This is a genomic window from Pseudomonas sp. E1MeOHC2 (genome assembly GCF_058745025.1).
Genome location: NZ_CP196675.1, coordinates 4,598,047 through 4,615,608, shown reverse-complemented (window position 1 = coordinate 4,615,608; position 17,562 = coordinate 4,598,047). Strand labels below are relative to the sequence as shown.

General features: G+C 59.7%; 14 protein-coding genes. 7 read left to right on the top strand and 7 right to left on the bottom strand.

Going from position 1 to position 17,562, the window contains the following annotated elements; all coding sequences use genetic code 11:
* Positions 1-14 precede the first annotated feature (14 nt).
* Positions 15-1,022 carry a 5'-nucleotidase gene (locus ACSSU5_RS21050; RefSeq protein WP_264313806.1) on the top strand — a complete coding sequence of 336 codons (1,008 nt, stop codon included), beginning with the start codon at positions 15-17 and terminating at the stop codon, positions 1,020-1,022.
* On the opposite strand, the gene ACSSU5_RS21045 is transcribed toward ACSSU5_RS21050, so the two are convergent.
* Genes ACSSU5_RS21045 through ACSSU5_RS21035 form a run of 3 tightly spaced genes read right to left on the bottom strand, consistent with a single transcriptional unit; the run spans position 1,009 to position 6,772 of the window.
* Positions 1,009-2,052: a hypothetical protein gene (locus tag ACSSU5_RS21045; RefSeq protein WP_264313807.1), complete on the bottom strand. Its 1,044-nt coding sequence runs from the start codon at positions 2,050-2,052 to the stop codon at positions 1,009-1,011. The genes ACSSU5_RS21050 and ACSSU5_RS21045 overlap by 14 nt on opposite strands.
* Before the next feature lie 22 nt (positions 2,053-2,074).
* Positions 2,075-3,238, bottom strand: a complete 1,164-nt coding sequence (locus tag ACSSU5_RS21040) for a hypothetical protein (RefSeq protein ID WP_264313808.1) — start codon at positions 3,236-3,238, stop codon at positions 2,075-2,077.
* A gap of 18 nt (positions 3,239-3,256) precedes the next feature.
* Positions 3,257-6,772, bottom strand: a complete 3,516-nt coding sequence (locus tag ACSSU5_RS21035) for a hypothetical protein (protein WP_492559723.1) — start codon at positions 6,770-6,772, stop codon at positions 3,257-3,259.
* 222 nt (positions 6,773-6,994) lie between these two features.
* Here ACSSU5_RS21035 and ACSSU5_RS21030 point away from each other — a divergent pair, with 222 nt between their 5' ends.
* From ACSSU5_RS21030 to ACSSU5_RS21020, 3 genes are all read left to right on the top strand, one after another.
* A complete protein-coding gene (locus ACSSU5_RS21030) occupies positions 6,995-7,453 on the top strand; it encodes a GNAT family N-acetyltransferase (protein WP_492559722.1) in 459 nt (152 codons plus the stop codon).
* Positions 7,454-7,659: 206 nt separating this feature from the next.
* Entirely contained in the window at positions 7,660-9,456 is a 1,797-nt protein-coding gene (locus ACSSU5_RS21025; RefSeq protein ID WP_492559721.1) for a DUF262 domain-containing protein, read from the top strand.
* The gene (locus ACSSU5_RS21020; protein ID WP_492559720.1) at positions 9,453-11,864 is read left to right on the top strand and encodes a DUF262 domain-containing protein; all 2,412 of its coding nucleotides are present in this window, start codon (positions 9,453-9,455) and stop codon (positions 11,862-11,864) included. Before ACSSU5_RS21025 ends, ACSSU5_RS21020 begins: the two co-directional genes overlap by 4 nt.
* 160 nt (positions 11,865-12,024) lie before the next feature.
* On the opposite strand, the gene ACSSU5_RS21015 is transcribed toward ACSSU5_RS21020, so the two are convergent.
* Entirely contained in the window at positions 12,025-12,498 is a 474-nt protein-coding gene (locus ACSSU5_RS21015) for an OsmC family protein (RefSeq protein WP_264313813.1), read from the bottom strand.
* Between the two features lie 65 nt (positions 12,499-12,563).
* Positions 12,564-13,280, bottom strand: coding sequence for a hypothetical protein (locus ACSSU5_RS21010; protein ID WP_264313814.1), 717 nt, complete (start codon positions 13,278-13,280; stop codon positions 12,564-12,566).
* Between the two features lie 255 nt (positions 13,281-13,535).
* Between ACSSU5_RS21010 and ACSSU5_RS21005 the strand changes: the two genes are divergently transcribed.
* The gene (locus tag ACSSU5_RS21005; RefSeq protein ID WP_492559719.1) at positions 13,536-15,581 is read left to right on the top strand and encodes a TonB-dependent receptor domain-containing protein; all 2,046 of its coding nucleotides are present in this window, start codon (positions 13,536-13,538) and stop codon (positions 15,579-15,581) included.
* A gap of 79 nt (positions 15,582-15,660) precedes the next feature.
* On the opposite strand, the gene ACSSU5_RS21000 is transcribed toward ACSSU5_RS21005, so the two are convergent.
* Both ACSSU5_RS21000 and ACSSU5_RS20995 read right to left on the bottom strand, forming a co-directional pair.
* Complete coding sequence (locus ACSSU5_RS21000; RefSeq protein WP_492559718.1) at positions 15,661-15,879, bottom strand: HNH endonuclease; 219 nt, start codon at positions 15,877-15,879, stop codon at positions 15,661-15,663.
* Between the two features lie 10 nt (positions 15,880-15,889).
* On the bottom strand, positions 15,890-16,435 hold the full coding sequence (locus ACSSU5_RS20995) for a GNAT family N-acetyltransferase (protein WP_492561348.1): 546 nt from the start codon (positions 16,433-16,435) through the stop codon (positions 15,890-15,892).
* Between the two features lie 365 nt (positions 16,436-16,800).
* On the opposite strand from ACSSU5_RS20995, the gene ACSSU5_RS20990 reads away from it, so the two are divergent.
* Both ACSSU5_RS20990 and ACSSU5_RS20985 read left to right on the top strand, forming a co-directional pair.
* Positions 16,801-17,043: a hypothetical protein gene (locus ACSSU5_RS20990; RefSeq protein WP_492559717.1), complete on the top strand. Its 243-nt coding sequence runs from the start codon at positions 16,801-16,803 to the stop codon at positions 17,041-17,043.
* A gap of 14 nt (positions 17,044-17,057) precedes the next feature.
* Positions 17,058-17,327: a DUF3077 domain-containing protein gene (locus ACSSU5_RS20985; RefSeq protein ID WP_492559716.1), complete on the top strand. Its 270-nt coding sequence runs from the start codon at positions 17,058-17,060 to the stop codon at positions 17,325-17,327.
* Positions 17,328-17,562: the final 235 nt, after the last annotated feature.

Sequence of the window (17,562 nt, the reverse complement as noted above, 5' to 3'; positions counted from 1 at the left end):
CACGGAGCACGTTCATGCCCTACCCCATCGAACACAAACTGGTCATCGGCGTCGCCTCCAGTGCACTTTTCGACCTTACCGTGTCGGATGACATCTACAAGACCGAAGGCGTCGAGGCATACCGCCAGCACCAGGAGCAGAACCTGGACGAGCCCTTCCCGAAGGGGGTCGCCTTCCCTTTCATCCGCCGCTTCCTCAGCATCAACCAGGCGTTCCCCGATCAACTGCCGGTAGAGGTGGTGCTGCTCTCGCGCAACTCGCCCGAGACCGGCTTGCGGGTGTTTCGCTCCATCAGCCACTACACACTGGATATCACCCGTGCAGCGTTCATGTCCGGCCGCTCGCCCCACGAGTACATCCCGGCCTTCAATGCCTCGTTATTCCTCAGCGCCAATGAGGACGATGTGCAGCGCGCAATCGACGCCAGCTACCCCGCCGGCCTGGTGCTGCCGACGCGCATCTACGACGATGAGATCGACACCGAGCTGCGGGTAGCCTTCGACTTTGACGGTGTGATTGCCGATGACGAGGCAGAGAGCGTGTACAAGCAGAACGACAACCTGGATGACTTCCAGGCCCACGAGCGCGCGCGCAAAGCCATCCCCCACCAGCCAGGGCCTTTGGCGGACCTCTACCGCAAGCTTTCACACATTCGCACGCTGGAAGACCAGAAGCTGGCACAGGACCCGGGCTACAAACGCATCCTGCGCATTGCCATCGTCACCGCGCGCAACGCGCCGTCGCATGAGCGGGTGGTGACCACCCTGAAGGATTGGGGCGTGTCGCCAGATGAGTGCTTCTTCCTGGGTGGGATGGAAAAACCCAGAGTGTTGTCGATTCTCAAGCCCCATGTGTTCTTCGATGATCAGCGCAGCCACCTGCAATCGCCAGCGGGGGATTTGCCGATGGTGCATGTGCCGTTTGGGGTGGCCAACAGGGTGCCTGGCAAGAACAGTGGTGTCCGTTTGGTGGAAACACGGACACCACTGGCTGAACGCTTACCGGCCCCTAAACAAAGGTAAACGTCAGCTGACTCACAATCGCCATGGCCTTGGGCTGGATCGACGCACTGACCTTGTCATCCAGCGCACCGTGAAGGTGGAGGTTGACCAGGTTGTCGGCAATCGCCCGCTCCAGCTCCGCACCCGGGTTGATCGGGTAGCCAAAGGTCACCGACAGGCTGGCGCCTGGCGCAACCTCCTGGTTGTCCGGGTTCCAGAACTGCACGGCCAGGTTGGCCGAATAGCCGGCGGGCAGAATGAACACGGCACCGGTTTGCGTGCCATCGCTGCCAAGCGTCAGTGGCCCGAGCAGTACTGGGGTTTGTTGCGCTGTGACGGTGTCGCACAACAGGCTCACCCGGGTACCGGCCAGGCCAGAGGCGGACAGCGTGATGGTGATCGGCGAAGTGGTGAAGCTCGGCGGCACCTTAAGCTGCTGACGGCGTATCCACTGCTTGCCACTGACCTGCGCCTGGGAGCGGATACCAATGGTCGGGGTCTGGCCAATCAGCTTGGCCAGGTCGAGCCAGTCTCGCACCGCCGGGATCGGGTCGGGATGGGCCCCGGCGTTCACCTGGGCAATCAGGTTGAAGTAGCTGTTGGCTGGCAAGGCCGGGGGCGTCCAGACGAAGGCCTCCTCGCCTACACCGATATGCCCCGGTGGTGCGCTGACCGGCGTGCAGTCCAGGCCATCGGCTGTGGTCAGCGCGTTGCCTTTGAACGTTGCAGGCAACAACAGCACCTGGGCCGGCGCGTAGTACAGGGAAAACGCATTGCTCTCGGCTTTGCTGCCACCGTTCATACCACGCAGGTAGTAGTAGTTGGGCACGGCGGCGAGCGGCTGCACGTTGTAGGCCTGCTCCCAACTGCTGACCGTGCTGAACGCGTTTTGCGGGTTGTCCACCACCTGGTCGCTCTGGATGATATCCGGGCACAGGCCCAGCGGCCCCTTGAACGGCAAGCTGCCGGTGGAGGCCAGGTTGTTGCGCAGGTAGAGCGTCTGGCTGGCGGCCTGACTGCTGCTGAACAAATTGACGACTGTTTCGCTCATGATGTTTAACTCCTTGTATTCATCAAAGGACGTGCAAGCCGTCTGCACCCAGCGGTACCACCGGGCGTGGACGAATATCGGCGACTTCGGTACCGGCATAAGCCCGGTGCAGGGCATGCGACAGGGCGTAGTCCACCAGGCCGCGGTCCAGTGCTTCCTGCACTTCCAACGCCGAGCCATCAGAGAAGTACGACGGGGTGATATCGATCGCGGCGCCCGGCTGTGAGTCCGGCCCGTTGTTCTGGTACAGGTTGAGCGTGAGCAGCGCGCTGTAGCCCGGCGACAATGTGCAACGCACGCCAACGAACTGCCCCACGGCTGGCATGGCGACGTTGCTGATAGTGATCGGGTTGCCTTTCGAGTCTGGCTGGCTGCAGGTCATCGACAGCGTCCAGCCAGTGGCCGGGAAGCCCGTATTGGTGACCTGCAGCGAGTACTCGCGGCTGCCCGCAGTCACGTCGCTGGGGATGATCAACTGTGAGCTCATCTGCCGCGTCGGCGAACGCCCCGTCTGCATCGACACGTTGCGCCAACCGAACTGCAGGTTGTTTCTGATCAGCGCGGCCATGTCCAGCTGCGAGAACACATCCGGGAACGGGTTGCCGGCGTTGTTCATCCAGGTGATGAAGCAGTAGTGGTCACTGCCCCCGCCTGGCGGTTGCGGGTTGCTCCAGACAAACGTATCAGCCGCTACGCCGATACCCGACGACGCCAGATTGATGATCGATGAGTCATAGTACGGCTGCGTACCGTCCGGGTGGTCGCGGTCGGTGGGGATACCGTACTTGGCCCATTCGCTGGGCCACTGGATGGACGCGCAAGGCACGCCGTACAGCTGCACCTTGGTGGTGCTGCTGACAGCGGCGCCGTTGCGCCCGCGCACATAGATGTAGTTGGCCGTACCTTGGGTAATGGTGCCAGGCGACTGCGTTGCATAGCTGGTCGGCGTGGCCAGCGCGGTCTGGAAGTTGTACACCGGCTGCGTGCCTGCGATCCAGATATCAGGCGATGCCGACAACGGCGAGTTGGCCGGCACCGTGCCGTCGCTGCTCAGGTTGGGGCGCATGTAGATGCCCTGGTTGTAGGCCCCCTGCAGGGCAGCGACCCGGCTGGGTGGCTGGGCAGAAGGCCCGCGCAGCACCTGGCCATGGCCGACCACGGGTGGATTCTTGGTTACGATCAACATTGCCAAACTCCTTTTTGACTACATCGAACGAGTACCGGTGCGCAGCGCACTGGCATCGACGAGGGTGGGTTGTGTTGCAGCAGACACCGACACCACATTCAGCACCGTGGTCGAGGTGTAACAGATCGCATCCAGGGCCGCCTGGCCCAGCAGCGAGAAGCCTTCGGTGGCCAGCACCACCCGTTTCAAGCGCAAGGGTTTGCACACTTCAGGCAGGCACGGGACGATGTTCAGCGCCACGACCGAGCCGCTTTGCCCAAGCGATGCCGGTATGGCTGCGCCGAGGTGGCCCAGGCCATAAAGGAACGTCGCGACCACGCCTATGTCGTCGCGGTTCTCGGGCATCTTCTGCGAGAAGTAGACGAAGATCCCGTCCATCAGCACACCCAGGCAGGTGTAGATCCACAACGTGCGGCTGGCCCCATCGGCCGTGGCACACCCCGGCGCACCACTGGAGAAGATCCACGGGCAGCTGCACAGCTGCGCAGCGGTTTCCAGGGTAAGCGCCACGTAGCCAAGGATTTCGGGCGGCCCCGACTCCGGTGGCAGGCTGTCGCTCAGGGCCGTCAAACTGCCGTAGAAGAAGTAGGCAACCGAGCCCAGCACGCCGGTCACCAGCGCCAGGTCGCGTGGCAACCATCCGCTCCAGCCATCTGCCGCCTGCACCAGCACCTGGCGGCCAGCCGGTTTGAGCCCGGTGGCGACGAGCAGCGAGTCGGCATTGAACGCGGCCTTGAAGCGCAACACGCTCGCCTCGTCCGGGAACGGGGCCTTGTTTTGCAGGATCTTGAACAGCACCGTGCCCGGCACCGCCAGCACCAACGACATCAAGTCCAGCGTGGTGAGGTCCGAGCCGTTGGTGATCAGCCGGTACAGGTCACTGACGAACGGAATGTTCCACTTGGCGTTCATCAGCGTCTTGAGGCCCGTGATCAGCGTCGCGACCGTTTTCAGCATCGCGTCGATCACCGCCTGCACGCCCGACAGCACCGCCTGCAGCACGCCTTCGACAACGCTCATCAGCGCTGCCAGCAGCTTGCGGAAGATCTCGTCCGGTGCCGTGCCCAGGTCTTGCAGGTACGCCAGCGCCTGGGCAAACGCCTGGGACGACTCGGTAAAGTCGACCAACTGCGCCAGCTCTTCCAGGAACTGGCTGAACGGGCCGTCGGCCGTTTGCATCAGCGCTGCGGCGGCCATGCTCGACTGCGCTGCTGGCGCATTGTTGATCAGGCCGTTGTAGACGATGTTGTTGGCCACCGCCCTGGACGTGGCCGGGTCATCCGGCGTGTTGGCCTGCTCGTACCCTCCCAGGCTGTAACTGCCGGCCAAGGTGTTGCGGGCCTCGGCAAACCACTCCTGCAACTGGCGTTGCAAGGTGTCGATGCTGCCATCGACGATTCGCTGGATACCCCCCGTGGCGCCCACCAGGAAGTCGAAACCGCTGTTGACGATGTGGGCAATGGCCTCGTGGGTGCGCAGAATGTCGCCCCAGTTGAACAGAAACGCCAGCCACTCATAGAGCTGCTGGAAAAACACCTTCACCGCCGAGAACACCGCCTCGGCCAGGTCGAACGCTTTCTCGACCGTGTCCACCAAGGTTTCGAACAGGTACGTGACGCCGTCCACCACAAAGTGGAACGCTGCCTGTATTCCGGCACTGACCGTGGTCACCACGAAGTCGACCACCTTGATGATGCCCTGGGCGACGCCGGCGATAAAATCACCGATGTCCGTCAGCCAGCTGAACCACCCGCCCGACAGCGAACTGCTGCGCAAGGCCATCAACAGCCCCGACGCCGCATCGGCGGACAAGTCGGTAAAGCGTACCTCGCCATCGCGCACACTCAAATGCCAGTGCTGCTCCGGCACCACCGCCAGGTCGAGCAAACGGGCGCCAGCAAGCGCATCGCTGCGCACCGACACCCCGGCGCGAGGCCGGCGCGGGTCCACATAGGGGGTTGCCGCCGAGGCCTTGCGGTACACGGGGCTGGTCAACTGCAGGCTGCGGCTGACCGCCTCGGCCACCGCGTTGGCGGTGTACTGCTTGTGGTACTCATCGCGCAGCAACGGCGCACCACTGGCGAGCTTGGCGTTCATCAGCTCATCGCCCGTGGTGACACTGAGCCTGTCCTGCACCTCGGCATCCTGGCGAATTTCGATGCGCTCGCCGGGCGACATCAACGACGGCACTGCGACCAGAATCGCCGGCGCAGCCAGCGCACTGACCTGCTGGGCAATCGACAGCACCCCCGCGCTGTTGGTCAACAGGCGCACCGGCCGGCGCGGCGTGACGTAGTAGACCCCACCGTTGATGGCCAGCCGCGAAGGCTCCTCGGTCCAGACCTCGACCGGCGTGTCGCCCAGCGGTGTGCCCACCTCGCTGAACAACGTGACATCCGTGCTGTACGAAGCGAAGTCCTCGATCTTGCCACCGGCCTGAACCTCCAGCGCCGCAATATTCCAGTTACCGCTGAGGGTTTCGCGGGTCAGTTGAGTGACGGTGTTTTGCTGCGCTTGGATCGCGAACACCGCCAGGCCGCCCTCTTCCACTGTGGCCTGGAACGACTGCACGCCTTTGTACACCGGCGTCGGCTGCGCCCAGCCCGTGGCCGAAGGCGCGGTTTGGCTCGCGTGGTACAGCGTGTTGTCCACGCCCAGCAAAAGCGCATTGAGCGCCGGGCGCGATGGCAGCACGGCCACCTGCTTGAACGACGCCCCCACCGTCAACTGCGCCCAGCTGTACGGCTGCTTGCCCCCCCCGACCAGGCAATAGGCATTGCCATCGGCAAGCACCGCCAGCACCTGGGTATTGCCCACCCCATCGGTCGCCGCCGCCACGTCCAGGCTGCGAAAATTGGCGGCAATCGCCGGCCGGCTGAGCTGCCCGGTGCTGAGGGTGTATTCGAGAATGACCGTATCGAACACCGAGAACGCCACATTGGCGTCGCTGTTGCCCGTCCACACCGCGTTCAGGGTCTGCAACTGCAAGGTGGTGCCATTGAGCGAGGCAGGCGCACGGCCAGCCCACACGCCCCAGCTGAAGTTGTACAGCGTACCGACCAGGCCCTTGGCCTCGATCAGCACCCCGATGTAGAGCTTGTTGTTGATGCGAGTGGTGGTGATGCGCGCAATGCGTATGGCATTGGAAGGCAGCGGCACATCGATCATTTTCACCGCCGACCAGCGCACCGCCGATGTCGGCTGCTCGACGCAGTACAGCAAGTTGGTGCCTTGGGCGGCGAACAGCACGATGTCACCGCCCGGCGTCAGGCCGGTGGCGATCACCTCACCGGTCAGCCCGGTTTGCGTCGCGCTGTTGGCTGTGGCGCTTTGCGGGTCGGGGTAGATGTTCCAGACCTGGGTATTGCTGCCGCTGGTGAACAGCTCCACATCACCACGGCCGTTGACGATGGCCGAAGCAGAGCTGCCACCGTGCACGGCGCTGGCCATGCGGTAGTTCTGCATGAAGCGCGATTCTGGGACGACGGTGACGGGAGTACGGGCGTGCGGGGGCGACGACGCTAATCTTTCCATGATTTGCTCCGGGGGGCGGGTTGATCCATCGACGAAGAGAGTAGGAGCGATTTGGGAAGAGGCTTCGTTTATTTTGGAATACCGGGAGTAGCGATTTGCTATCAGCTTGTTTACAGAAGCTCACACGAAGCCCCGCGAACACCGGCAAAGCCGGTGCCACACCCCGCTAGTGCAAGAACTATGTTTTGATCTGCTAGGAGGCACTCCACAAGGAACCCAGTGATGAACTGCCATATCCGCTTGGCGAAGCCAGACGATGCCGACGACATGAGCCGTGTCGTGATAGCTGCATTACACCGGTCGAACGCAGCTGACTACGATGCCGACACGCTCTTGCGCGTGGAAGGATCTTTCAGCGCGACCGCCATCGTTGAACTGCTCTCTCGACGTCTGGTTTACGTGGCATTGATCGAAGGTGAAGTGATTGGTACCGCCAGCCTTGACGCCGACGTGGTCAGGAGCGTGTTCGTTGACCCTGAATTCCAGGGGCATGGGATCGGCAAACGGCTGATGGCGGTGATCGAGAATGAAGCGATTTGCCGGGGCCTTGAAGGGTTGCGTGTGCCCTCCTCCGTTACTGCAGAAGGGTTTTATGCAGGGTTGGGGTTTTACAAGGTGCGGGATGCGTTTTATGGCGAGGAACGTACGATTGTGATGCAGAAGCAGCTGCTAAGGAATTGATTGCCACACACCATTTTTAACCCCGACTAGAACTACCAGGAAGCCGTAAATTTGCAGTGAAAATCGATTGTTGGCGTATTTGGCGTGCGCTTGATGGGCAACCTTCAACTGCCACGCTTTTTTACGTGCAACTGAATGGGCATAATGATGGCAAACAGCCTTCATTCAGCGCTCTCGCAGCACTGAGCCGCCCCGAAAGGAATCGAATGAACCATTCCGATTTATGCCTCAAACCCATCCACGAACTGCTCACCGATGAACAGGGCAACCCGACCCGCTTCTGGATCCCCGCTTACCAGCGCGGCTACCGCTGGAAGCCTCTGCAGGTTACTCAGTTGCTGGAAGATGTGCGCGAGTTCAGCCGCCGCCGCAATCCCCAGCCAGAAGATTTCTATTGCCTGCAGCCACTGGTGATCAAAGCTACCGCCCAGGGTCAGCTCGAAGTGGTCGATGGCCAGCAGCGGCTCACCACGCTGCTGTTGGTTCTTCGTCATTTCAATGAGCGGCTGGCGGAAAAGTATCGGCAGAAGTTGTTCACCCTCAATTACGAAACCCGCCCAGAGCTGCTGGCGTTTCTGGAGGACCCCAATGAAGCCGATGCCGACAGCAATGTCGACTACTTCTACCTGTTCAATGCCCTGAAAACCATTGAAGACTGGTTCAGCCGCCGCGCTCACGAGGTCGATGAGATAAAGACAGCATTGCTGAACAAGACCCGAGTCATTTGGTTCGAACTGGACGCTCAGGACAATGCGGTAGACGCATTTACCCGCCTGAACGTGGGCAAGATTGCCTTGACCGATGACGAGCTCATTCGGGCACTGTTCCTCAAACGCGGGGACTGCACCGAACCCGATACCGCCGCTCGGCAATTGAAGATCGCCCACGAATGGGACCAGTTGGAAAAAGCCCTTCAGGCCGACGAGTTCTGGTTCTTCCTGAGCAATCAGCAAGGGCGCACACAGAACCGCATCGGCCTGTTGTTCGATCTGGTCGCCAAAGCCGACGGGTTGGGCAATGAGGCGGGCCAGGATGAGCATGGGGTCTTCCATGCCTATAGCCGCAAACTCGAGGAGACTGGCGCCACCTCGAAGGTGTGGCTGCGCATCAAGCAAACCTTCATGATGCTGGAAGAGTGGTTTGAAGACCGCACCCTCTACCACATTGTCGGGTTCCTGATTCATCACGGCATGGATGTCGCTGATATCTGCAAACTCTCGCAGCAAACAACCAAGAGCGCATTCGAACGCAAACTGCGCAAAGAGGTATTTGCCCGCACCGTCGGCGACGAAGACCTCGACACCCTGAAACCCGAAGCGCTGCACTTGTGCATCAGCGAACGCCTTAAAGAGCTGGAATACGGTCGCCATTCACCGGCCATTCGCTCGTTGCTGTTGCTGTTCAATCTGGCCACCCTGCTGGACAGCCCACGCTCCAACTTGCGCTTCCAGTTCGACAGTTTCAAGAACGGTGAATGGGACATCGAACACGTACGCTCGATCGCCTCCAGCCGCCCGCTGCGCCTGCACGACCAACTGAGCTGGCTGAACCTGTGTGCGGGTTACCTTGAAGCACTGCGACCCGAAGAGAAAGCGGGACTGGCCAGCCAGCTGTTGAGCAGCATTCACGCATTCATCAAACAATCAAAGAAAGCCCATTCCGACGAAGCGTTCGAAGCGCTTTACAACAAGCTGCTGGCCTTCTTCCAGGAAACCGATGAAGCGCCTACGGACCATCGTATCTGCAACCTGGCCCTGCTCGATAAAGCGACCAATCGCAGTTACAAGAACGCCGTGTTCGCGGTCAAGCGCAAAGCGCTGCTAGCCCTAGACCAATCGGGGATCTTCGTGCCGCTGTGCACCCGCAATGTATTCCTCAAATGCTACAGCCCACAAGCCGACAACGTGATGGTCTGGAGCAAGGACGATCGCGACGCCTATCAAGCTGAAATCAACCGGGCCCTGGTGGGCTTCTTCAGTGCAACCCAGGAGATTACCCGATGAGCGAGTCAGGCACTCAGATCACCCTGAAGCAGCTGATGAGCCACCATCAGCGCATTCAGATTCCGATGATCCAGCGGGACTATGCCCAGGGCCGCCCAGCCGTCGAAGATGTGCGTGAAGAGTTTCTCGGCAATCTGCAGCATGCATTCTCGTTGGCTTCAGATGATGCCGCATTGCCCCTGAACCTCGACTTCATCTACGGCAGCGTCGACATCGAAGGGCCGCCACGATTCCTGCCCCTCGACGGCCAACAGCGACTGACCACCCTCTTCTTGTTGCACTGGTACCTGGCCTGGCGTGACGACTGCCAGGCCGAGTTCTGCCGAATTTTTTGTGAAGGCACGGGCTCGCGCTTTTCTTACAGCGTACGCCCTAGCAGCGCCGAGTTCTTCGATGAGCTGGTTAATTTCTGGCCGGCGCGCAACGCCGCAGACGGCACTTCATTGGCCAAACTGATCAAGAACCAAGCCTGGTATTTCCGTTACTGGCGCCTGGATCCGACCATTCAGTCCTGCCTGATCATGCTGGATGCTATTCACCAACACTTCAGTGACGTCACCGGGGCCTACTCACGGTTGATGGACGAAGAACAACCGGTGATCACATTCCAGCTGCTTGACCTTGATCACTTCGGGCTCTCCGACGATTTGTACATAAAAATGAACGCCCGGGGTAAGTCGCTCACCGCCTTCGAGACATTCAAGGCTCGCTTCGAGCATGAATTAAAGGGCCAGTTCGGCGACGAGACTCGCGATATCGGCGACCAAGCGTTCACCGTCGCAGATTACTTCGCACGCTGCATGGATACCCGCTGGGCTGATTTCTTCTGGAGGTATCGCGACAAGGAAACTCACCTTTTCGACGATGCCATCATGAACTTTTTCCATGCAGTGGCATTTATCTGTCGTAACCCGGAGTCCGCAGGGTACCTGGAGGACATCAGCACCTTCAGGACCACGCCACTGAAGTCAGCCTATGCCTTGTACCATAAGGGTGGATGGCTGGAGCGCGAGTTCTCCACCACACTCATGTTGCTGCTGGAAACCTGGAGTGCACAAAGCACCCAGTTCACGCCGGTACTCCCACCCAATCCGTACTTTAACGAAGCGGCGATGTTCCAGCGTCTGGTCCACGAACCGATGACACTCGCCTATAACGACCTGGTGCAGATCTTTGCCTACGTCGCCTTCTTGCGTGCAGCGGGCAAGCAGCCAGAGCCAGAAGCCCTTCTGGCGTGGATGCGGGTAATCTACAACTTGTCGATTAATTCCAGCTTCGAGCGGCCAGCCGATATGCAACGTAGCCTGCTGGCGGTGCAGGCCCTGCTGCCCCATGCCAGCGACATCCTTGGCCACTTCGCGACCAGCGAGAAACCCACTACCGGCTTCTACTTGCAGCAGGTCAGTGAAGAGCAGCTTAAAGCCGAGCTGCTACTCGCCCACAGCGGGTGGCGCGCACTGATCGAGCGCGCAGAAAAACATGGCTACTTCAAAGGGCAAATCGAGTTTCTGCTTGAGTTCAGTGGCGTTCTGGACAAGCGCCGTAAGGCGGCACTGCCGCAATGGACAGCCAGCCAACATGTTGCGCTGCAGAAGCGTTTTTCCGAATACCTGAGCAAGGCGGAAAAGATGTTCAATGCGCGCGGCCTTGATAGCCGACCGGACTACCGCTGGGAACGCGCATTGCTGACATTGGGCGACTACCTGTTGCCAAGTGGCTACAACTATTCGTTCCTCGTCAACTCGGCGTCGGAGCAAGCCAGTTGGAAGCGGCTGTTGCGCGGCGGTGTTGGGGAGAACGTTCAGGAAGCGCGCGCGCTGTTACATAAGCTGCTGGATCAAATCGACCTTGACGCTTCGCTCGATGACCAACTCGATGAGTTGATAGCCAGCGCCAAAGGCCTGGAACCTTGGCGCCAGATCATGGTGCAAACGCCGGCGATCTTCCGCTACTGCGGTGAACATGCACTGCGCTGGGAGGGAAACTACATCTACATGCTCACCAAAAGCCGCATGAGTGGCATGCATGCCGAGCTGTTCAGCTATCACCTGCACCTTCAGCTTGCTGAGGAAACTGTCCAGAAATCCCTCTTGCCGCTACGAGCAGATACCTATGAGGCCGCCAGTGGCTCGGAGTTTGAACCGTTCCTGTACATCGCACTCCCCTTCCAGAACCACACCGTGTACCCCTGGATTTTTTCACGCGCAGGCGCCTTCAGAATCGAGGTAGGTCGAAAAGCGTTGAAGCCTGTGCCTGACCTGGAAAAAATGCTGATCAATACCTTTGAGTTTGAGGTGCAGAAAGAAACGTTGAAGCTAGACGTCACACAAGCCGCCATTCATTCCAAACTGCGCGCCATGGCTAAAGCGGTCAAAACCCTGGAAAAACAGATGACTGCTACCTTGTAAGGTTAAATGATCGAGGGAAAGCGGGCACAACTTCGCGACTGTGCCTGCTTGACCCGAAACACGTATTCAGTTTGATCCCGGTCGCGACAGCCACCAGTATCAGGTCCACCCCCGCCTTCCTGCAGTTGGGCAGTTCAAGCACTTTTACGGACCGAGCCGATCACCCCTGGGCAGTGATGACCGGCTCGCAGCTCACAGGGAAGTTCACCGAGTTGGCGATAAAGCACTCATGGTGCGCCTGCTCATGCAGGCGCACGGCGAAGTCCACGTCCGAGCCTGCGCTCACGGTGATATGTGGGCGCAGCACCACTGAAATGAAATGCCCTTTGCGCTCGCCATCCCCCTCGACCATCACACCCTGTGCCTGGTCGATATAAGCCAGTACCGTCACTTTGTTGACCGCACACAAGTGCAGGTACCAGAGCTTGTGGCACGCCGACAACGAGGCCAGCAGCAGGTCTTCCGGGTTCCAGCGTTGCGGGTCACCGCGAAAGGCAGGGTCCGCCGAACCAAGCAGCGCCGGCTTGCCAGAGGCCTCGATTGCGTAGTCACGGGTGTAGGCCGTATAGCTGGAGGTGCCTGTGCCCTGATTGCCTGTCCAGGTTACCGATACTTCGTATGTGTGCTTGCTCATCCTTTACCTCATCTTCATTCATGGCACCGTTCAGGGTGCTTTCCATTGCCGGTTAATGCGTGACTTCATGGCCGCATCAAAGGCTCGATACCGATCCATTTCTTCACGGGCTGGTAGCAGAGTTGGAGCGGTGGAATTGGCAGTTTCTGACCTTGGACCTCCAGTGCGCCCAGGTGGATGGTCCACTGGGAATCGGCATCGAACTTATCGGTCTGGAAGATCACATAGGCCGAGCCGTAGCGCTTGTTGTTGGTGATCCTGGGGATGTTGCGGTGCACTTCGTCGCTGTTGATGTCGTAGGGCGATGGGCGCGCGGAAGGCGGGTAAACGAGCGGATAGTCGTAGGTTTTGTTGATGCCCAGGTAAAGCTCGGGCCGCGCCTGCAGGCGTGAGCCGTCTTCGAAGGTGATATAGGCCTGGCGGCTGTCGTAGAGGATCGGGATCGGTGGCTCGCCATGGTTAGAGCCGGTCGATGGGCGCTGGCGGTTTTTGTTGTAGGCAATCAGTTGCACATAGAACTCACGTCGCGCGTATTTCTCGCCCGGGTACTCGACGTGCAGGGCTTGCTCGACTGGCCGGTCGCTCCATTGGGCAGCGTGGTCGTAGAGGTAGGTTTCCAGGTACAGGGTGCTCTCGCCCTGTGGACCTGGCACTTTGAACTGAAACTCGGATTGGCAGAGGTCTGCGTAGGCGGGGCGTTCGCGCTGCCAGGGGACGCAGGCGGTGAGGGAGGCGGCGGCCAGCAATAGCAGCAGGGAGCTTGTGCACTTGAGGTTAGTCATGGCCTTCCTTGGGGTTTTGCCAGACGGGCTAGTTTCGAACCCTGAAGGGAGAAAGTCCATGGTGAGGAACGCGGCTAGCCGTCCAAGCAGCCCTGGCCGCAAGCCTGGAATGCCCATTCGCTGGGTCATTTTTTTGTAAATTCTAGGTAAATTATTTTTCACATTTTCTTTTAAACAATTCTCATTTGCGTTAATGTCCCGCCCCGATTGCATTCTGCCCCTGGAATCCAACCGATCGACAAGGACTGTTCCACAATGCCATACCCACCTTTTTCCCGTGCCCTGCTCACCGTCGCACTGCTCGCCGCGACTGCGGTCCAGGCCGAGGAAATTCACGAGCTTGAACCGCTCCCCGCCACAGAACTGCAAGCCTCGTTCGTCACCGCCACTGGCGGCGGCACGGATGTGCGAGATGCACCGGCCAGCGTCAGCGTCATTACCCGGGAAGAGATCGAGCGCCAGCCGGTCTACGACCTAAACACCCTGCTACGCCGCATCCCCGGCGTCACAGGGGGTTACGGCCCCGTGGGCGAGCAGTCGAAGATCAAGCTGCGCGGCCTTGACGACAAATACACCTTGATCCTGGTGGACGGTAAACGCATCGGCAGTTCCGCCGACACAAACTACCGCCGTGATCTGGGTCGCCAGGACATCAACTGGATCTCGCCAAACATGATTGAGCGGATCGAGATCGTGCGCGGGCCGATGTCGTCGTTGTATGGCTCGGACGCCATGGGCGGCGTGATCAATATCATCACCCGCAAGGTATCCCGTGAGTGGAGCGGCTCGCTAAACGTCAATACCACGATCCCAGAAGACTCCGATCGTGGTCAGACCAACCAAACCAGCGTTAACCTCTCTGGCCCTGTCACCGACGCCCTGGGGCTGCGCCTGGGCGCCAACATGACCCGGCGCGCTGCCGACGAAGCCGCGCCGCGCCTCGACGCACTAGGTGACTTCGTTTACAACGACGGCGCCGGCGGTTCCAAAGACCACAGCGTCAACGCCTTGCTTAATTGGCAGATCAACGACAACCATGAGTTGTCCTTCGAGGCTGTCCAAGGCGTGGAGCGTTCGTGGTCGTCGAAGAAAACCTTCGGTGACTGGGGTGACACGGTCGGTGAGGGCTTCGGTGCCGGGCGCCTGACCCGTGATAGCTTCGTGGTCTCTCACCACGGCGACTGGGGCTTTGGTACCTCGCGTATCGACGCCTACCTGAACAAGTTCAACAACGAACTCAGCGAGGGCAAGGCCAACTCGGAAGAAAAAATCGTCGAGGGTAGCCTTAACATCCCGTTTGACCTGCTGGTAAACCAGCGCCTCACCGTTGGCGGCCAGTGGAAACGTGAGCAACTGACCAACACCGACACCCTGGGCACCGTACCGGTTGATTACCAAGGGGCAGTGGTGGGCGGCGCGGAGCTTGAGGGCGACTATTCTGCGCTGTTCATCGAGGACGAGCTGTTTCTGCTCGACAACCTATCGCTGACGTTGGGCAACCGCTTCGACCACAGCGACGAATATGGCAACCACAACAGCCCACGTGCTTACGTGGTCTATCACCCTCACCCTGACTGGACCGTACGCGGTGGTGTGTCACGAGGTTTCCGCGCCCCCAGCCTGAAAGAAGGCAGTGCTGGCGCGGCGACCAACTCTGGCGGTCGCGGTTGTACATCGCTACGCCCGCTGGGTTACGTGACCGGCAGTTGCTGGATGGCAGGCAACCCGAACCTGCGTCCGGAAATCAGCACCAACAAAGAGATTGGCGTCTCCTTCGACCACGACGGTTGGGAGGCCAGCCTCACTTACTTCCACACCGACTTCAAAGACAAAATCGAGTATGCGCCGCTGGGGTACTTCCAGGGCCGCTGGTGGACCATGCTGGAAAATGCTGACAAAGCCCGCACCCGCGGCTGGGAAGGCAGCACCAAAGTGCCGTTGTGGGAAAACGCCAGCTGGCGCACCAACGCCACCTACATGCTCGAAAGCCGCAACCTGTCGACCGGTCGCGACCTGATCAGCTCGCCGAAGCTGTCGTTGTTCAGCGCCATCGACTGGCAGATCACCGAACGAATCGGCACCGAGTTGTCAGCTCAGCACGTGGGCAAGCAACGCGGCCTGGGTACCGACTTCGTCAAGCCGTACACCACGTACGACCTGACCGCCAACTGGGCAGCCACCCGCTGGCTCACCGTGAACGTCGGCGTGCAGAACCTGTTGGATGAAGACCCCCGTGATGACTCGACCAGCTATTACGTACCCGGGCGGGCGTATTTTGCTGGGATAACCACCTACTTCTAATTGGCAGCGGACAACCCAGAATTCGCGCTTCTACGCGAATTCTGGCTTAGGTGGATAGCCACTCGCTGGCGCATGGCGCTCAGCCGAAATGCGCCTGGCGATGGCAGTTAGGACAAACTACACAGACGTTATCCAAATCATCCATGCCGCCATCCGACAGCCTGACGATGTGATGGATTTCAAGATAAGGGCTCGCGTCCGATTTCCTTTTGAAGGGCGCAGGTTTTTGGCAAACCTCGCATGAACCGTCAGCCCTGTGAAGAGCCTCAGCCACTACATCGGGATCCCTGAGCTGCATCAGGCCTGCATTATCCGGGGCGCTTCAAGTGCAGTTCCATGGGTTGCGACGTCAAAGCGGAACCTGGCCGCAAAGGCTCCGGCTCCCCGACAGGACGGAAGCCACTTGATTGATACAGATGCATTGCCGGGCTGTCTGCGAGGGTAACGCCCAAGCAGACACGCTCTGCATCGCGCGTTACAGCCCAGGCGATGGCTGCATCGAGTAAAGCTCTTCCGGCGCCTGTTCCGCGAGACGACGGGGCTACCCACATCTGGAAAAGCTCAACGACAGGGGATTCAGCGTCTAAGGATTTACACCACACCAAGCCACAGGGTTCAGTCTGCTGAAAGGCAATCAAGACTTGGGCGCTTGCGGAACTGGCAACTGCAGAGACGCGTGTTGCCCACGCTGAATCGTCTCTGGCAGCCTCATCTTCGTATCGGCTTGCGAAGGCATCGGGTGAGTCGATCAGGGCCTGTAAACGTAGGTCTCGGTAGACTCGCCATTCACTCGCCGCCAATGGGTGTATGGACACTATGCTTCCTCCGGGTGATTTCCATATGCACGTGTACATGAGAACCGGCGAGCTTGTCGAAGTGTGTGAGCTGATTGCCGGATTTCGCGCGACACATACAGTTACGCGTAATGGCAGAAAAATCAGATTCAGCCCCTTTCCTGTAGGGCATTTCCCAAAGATACTCCCGGCGCCTGTTTTTCGTTGCGGTCGATTTTTCAGCGTTCTAGTCTCGGCGGGTCGTTGCACATAAACGACTAGCTTTGACAGGCTGATGACGACCAAACACGCGGCTTTGCCCTATGGCAGTTGTGTGTGGGGCACCCTGTGTGCGCCGGTTTGGTCTTCACCGGTCTGTCAACCCATGCACAGCTGCCACCACTTGTTTGACAGCAAGCGCTGGTCGCTCTACTGAGGACCAAAAAATGCTGAAGATAGTCCCCGACCCACCCCACAACTTCCACTCCCTGGAAGACACGCTGATGATGGCCGCAGACTACGCACTCTGTGCCGAAGCCGTTGCCCAGCAGGCGATGTTGATGCAACCCAAGTCGCCCTCCTCCTTGTTGATCATGACCTCAGTGCATGAGCTAGAAGCCCTGCGCAGAATACTTGAAGTGGCATTGGCGCAGCTGCAAATGCCGTCGGATCCGACGAGCCAGCACTGAAGGGAGATCAAACAATGGCCACCGAAGAATCCAAATTCACTGTCGGCAAAACCACCTTCTACCAAGGTGAGAACCAGACCCACCCCTTGTTCCGCATCGAACCCGGCATCCCCTGCCAGAGCGCCCGCGAACAAGCCTCGGAACTGATGGGCTACGCCCGCGACCTGTCCATCGACGGCCTCATGGAAGACAAACCCCAACTGCTCTGGGCCTCGCACTACCTCTGCGCCCTGGCCAAGGCACTGCTCGACGATGCTGAACTGGGCATGCTTACAACTTCTTGAATACAACCCCTCTACACGCCCAACGCCGCCCCCTGTAGGAGCGGCCTTGTGTCGCGAAAGGGCCGCATAGCGGCCCCAGCGATCCATGCCCTTCGTAGACGACTTCCAAGAGCCCCATTAATGCCGAAAGACGGCATCGCAACCGTCGCTCGTGAATGCAATCCATATTCCTCCTACGGCCTACCTCAACAGCTCTTCACCGCCGCCCCCCCCCGGAACCACCCAGCATGCCAAA

What these genes read in the sequence shown, in the direction of transcription:
- ACSSU5_RS21050 (WP_264313806.1), top strand. Translation starts at nt 15, where the DNA reads ATGCCCTACCCCATCGAACACAAACTGGTCATCGGCGTCGCCTCCAGT.
- ACSSU5_RS21045 (WP_264313807.1), bottom strand. Translation starts at nt 2,052, where the DNA reads ATGAGCGAAACAGTCGTCAATTTGTTCAGCAGCAGTCAGGCCGCCAGC.
- ACSSU5_RS21040 (WP_264313808.1), bottom strand. Translation starts at nt 3,238, where the DNA reads ATGTTGATCGTAACCAAGAATCCACCCGTGGTCGGCCATGGCCAGGTG.
- ACSSU5_RS21035 (WP_492559723.1), bottom strand. Translation starts at nt 6,772, where the DNA reads ATGGAAAGATTAGCGTCGTCGCCCCCGCACGCCCGTACTCCCGTCACC.
- ACSSU5_RS21030 (WP_492559722.1), top strand. Translation starts at nt 6,995, where the DNA reads ATGAACTGCCATATCCGCTTGGCGAAGCCAGACGATGCCGACGACATG.
- ACSSU5_RS21025 (WP_492559721.1), top strand. Translation starts at nt 7,660, where the DNA reads ATGAACCATTCCGATTTATGCCTCAAACCCATCCACGAACTGCTCACC.
- ACSSU5_RS21020 (WP_492559720.1), top strand. Translation starts at nt 9,453, where the DNA reads ATGAGCGAGTCAGGCACTCAGATCACCCTGAAGCAGCTGATGAGCCAC.
- ACSSU5_RS21015 (WP_264313813.1), bottom strand. Translation starts at nt 12,498, where the DNA reads ATGAGCAAGCACACATACGAAGTATCGGTAACCTGGACAGGCAATCAG.
- ACSSU5_RS21010 (WP_264313814.1), bottom strand. Translation starts at nt 13,280, where the DNA reads ATGACTAACCTCAAGTGCACAAGCTCCCTGCTGCTATTGCTGGCCGCC.
- ACSSU5_RS21005 (WP_492559719.1), top strand. Translation starts at nt 13,536, where the DNA reads ATGCCATACCCACCTTTTTCCCGTGCCCTGCTCACCGTCGCACTGCTC.
- ACSSU5_RS21000 (WP_492559718.1), bottom strand. Translation starts at nt 15,879, where the DNA reads ATGCAGCTCAGGGATCCCGATGTAGTGGCTGAGGCTCTTCACAGGGCT.
- ACSSU5_RS20995 (WP_492561348.1), bottom strand. Translation starts at nt 16,435, where the DNA reads ATGTACACGTGCATATGGAAATCACCCGGAGGAAGCATAGTGTCCATA.
- ACSSU5_RS20990 (WP_492559717.1), top strand. Translation starts at nt 16,801, where the DNA reads ATGCTGAAGATAGTCCCCGACCCACCCCACAACTTCCACTCCCTGGAA.
- ACSSU5_RS20985 (WP_492559716.1), top strand. Translation starts at nt 17,058, where the DNA reads ATGGCCACCGAAGAATCCAAATTCACTGTCGGCAAAACCACCTTCTAC.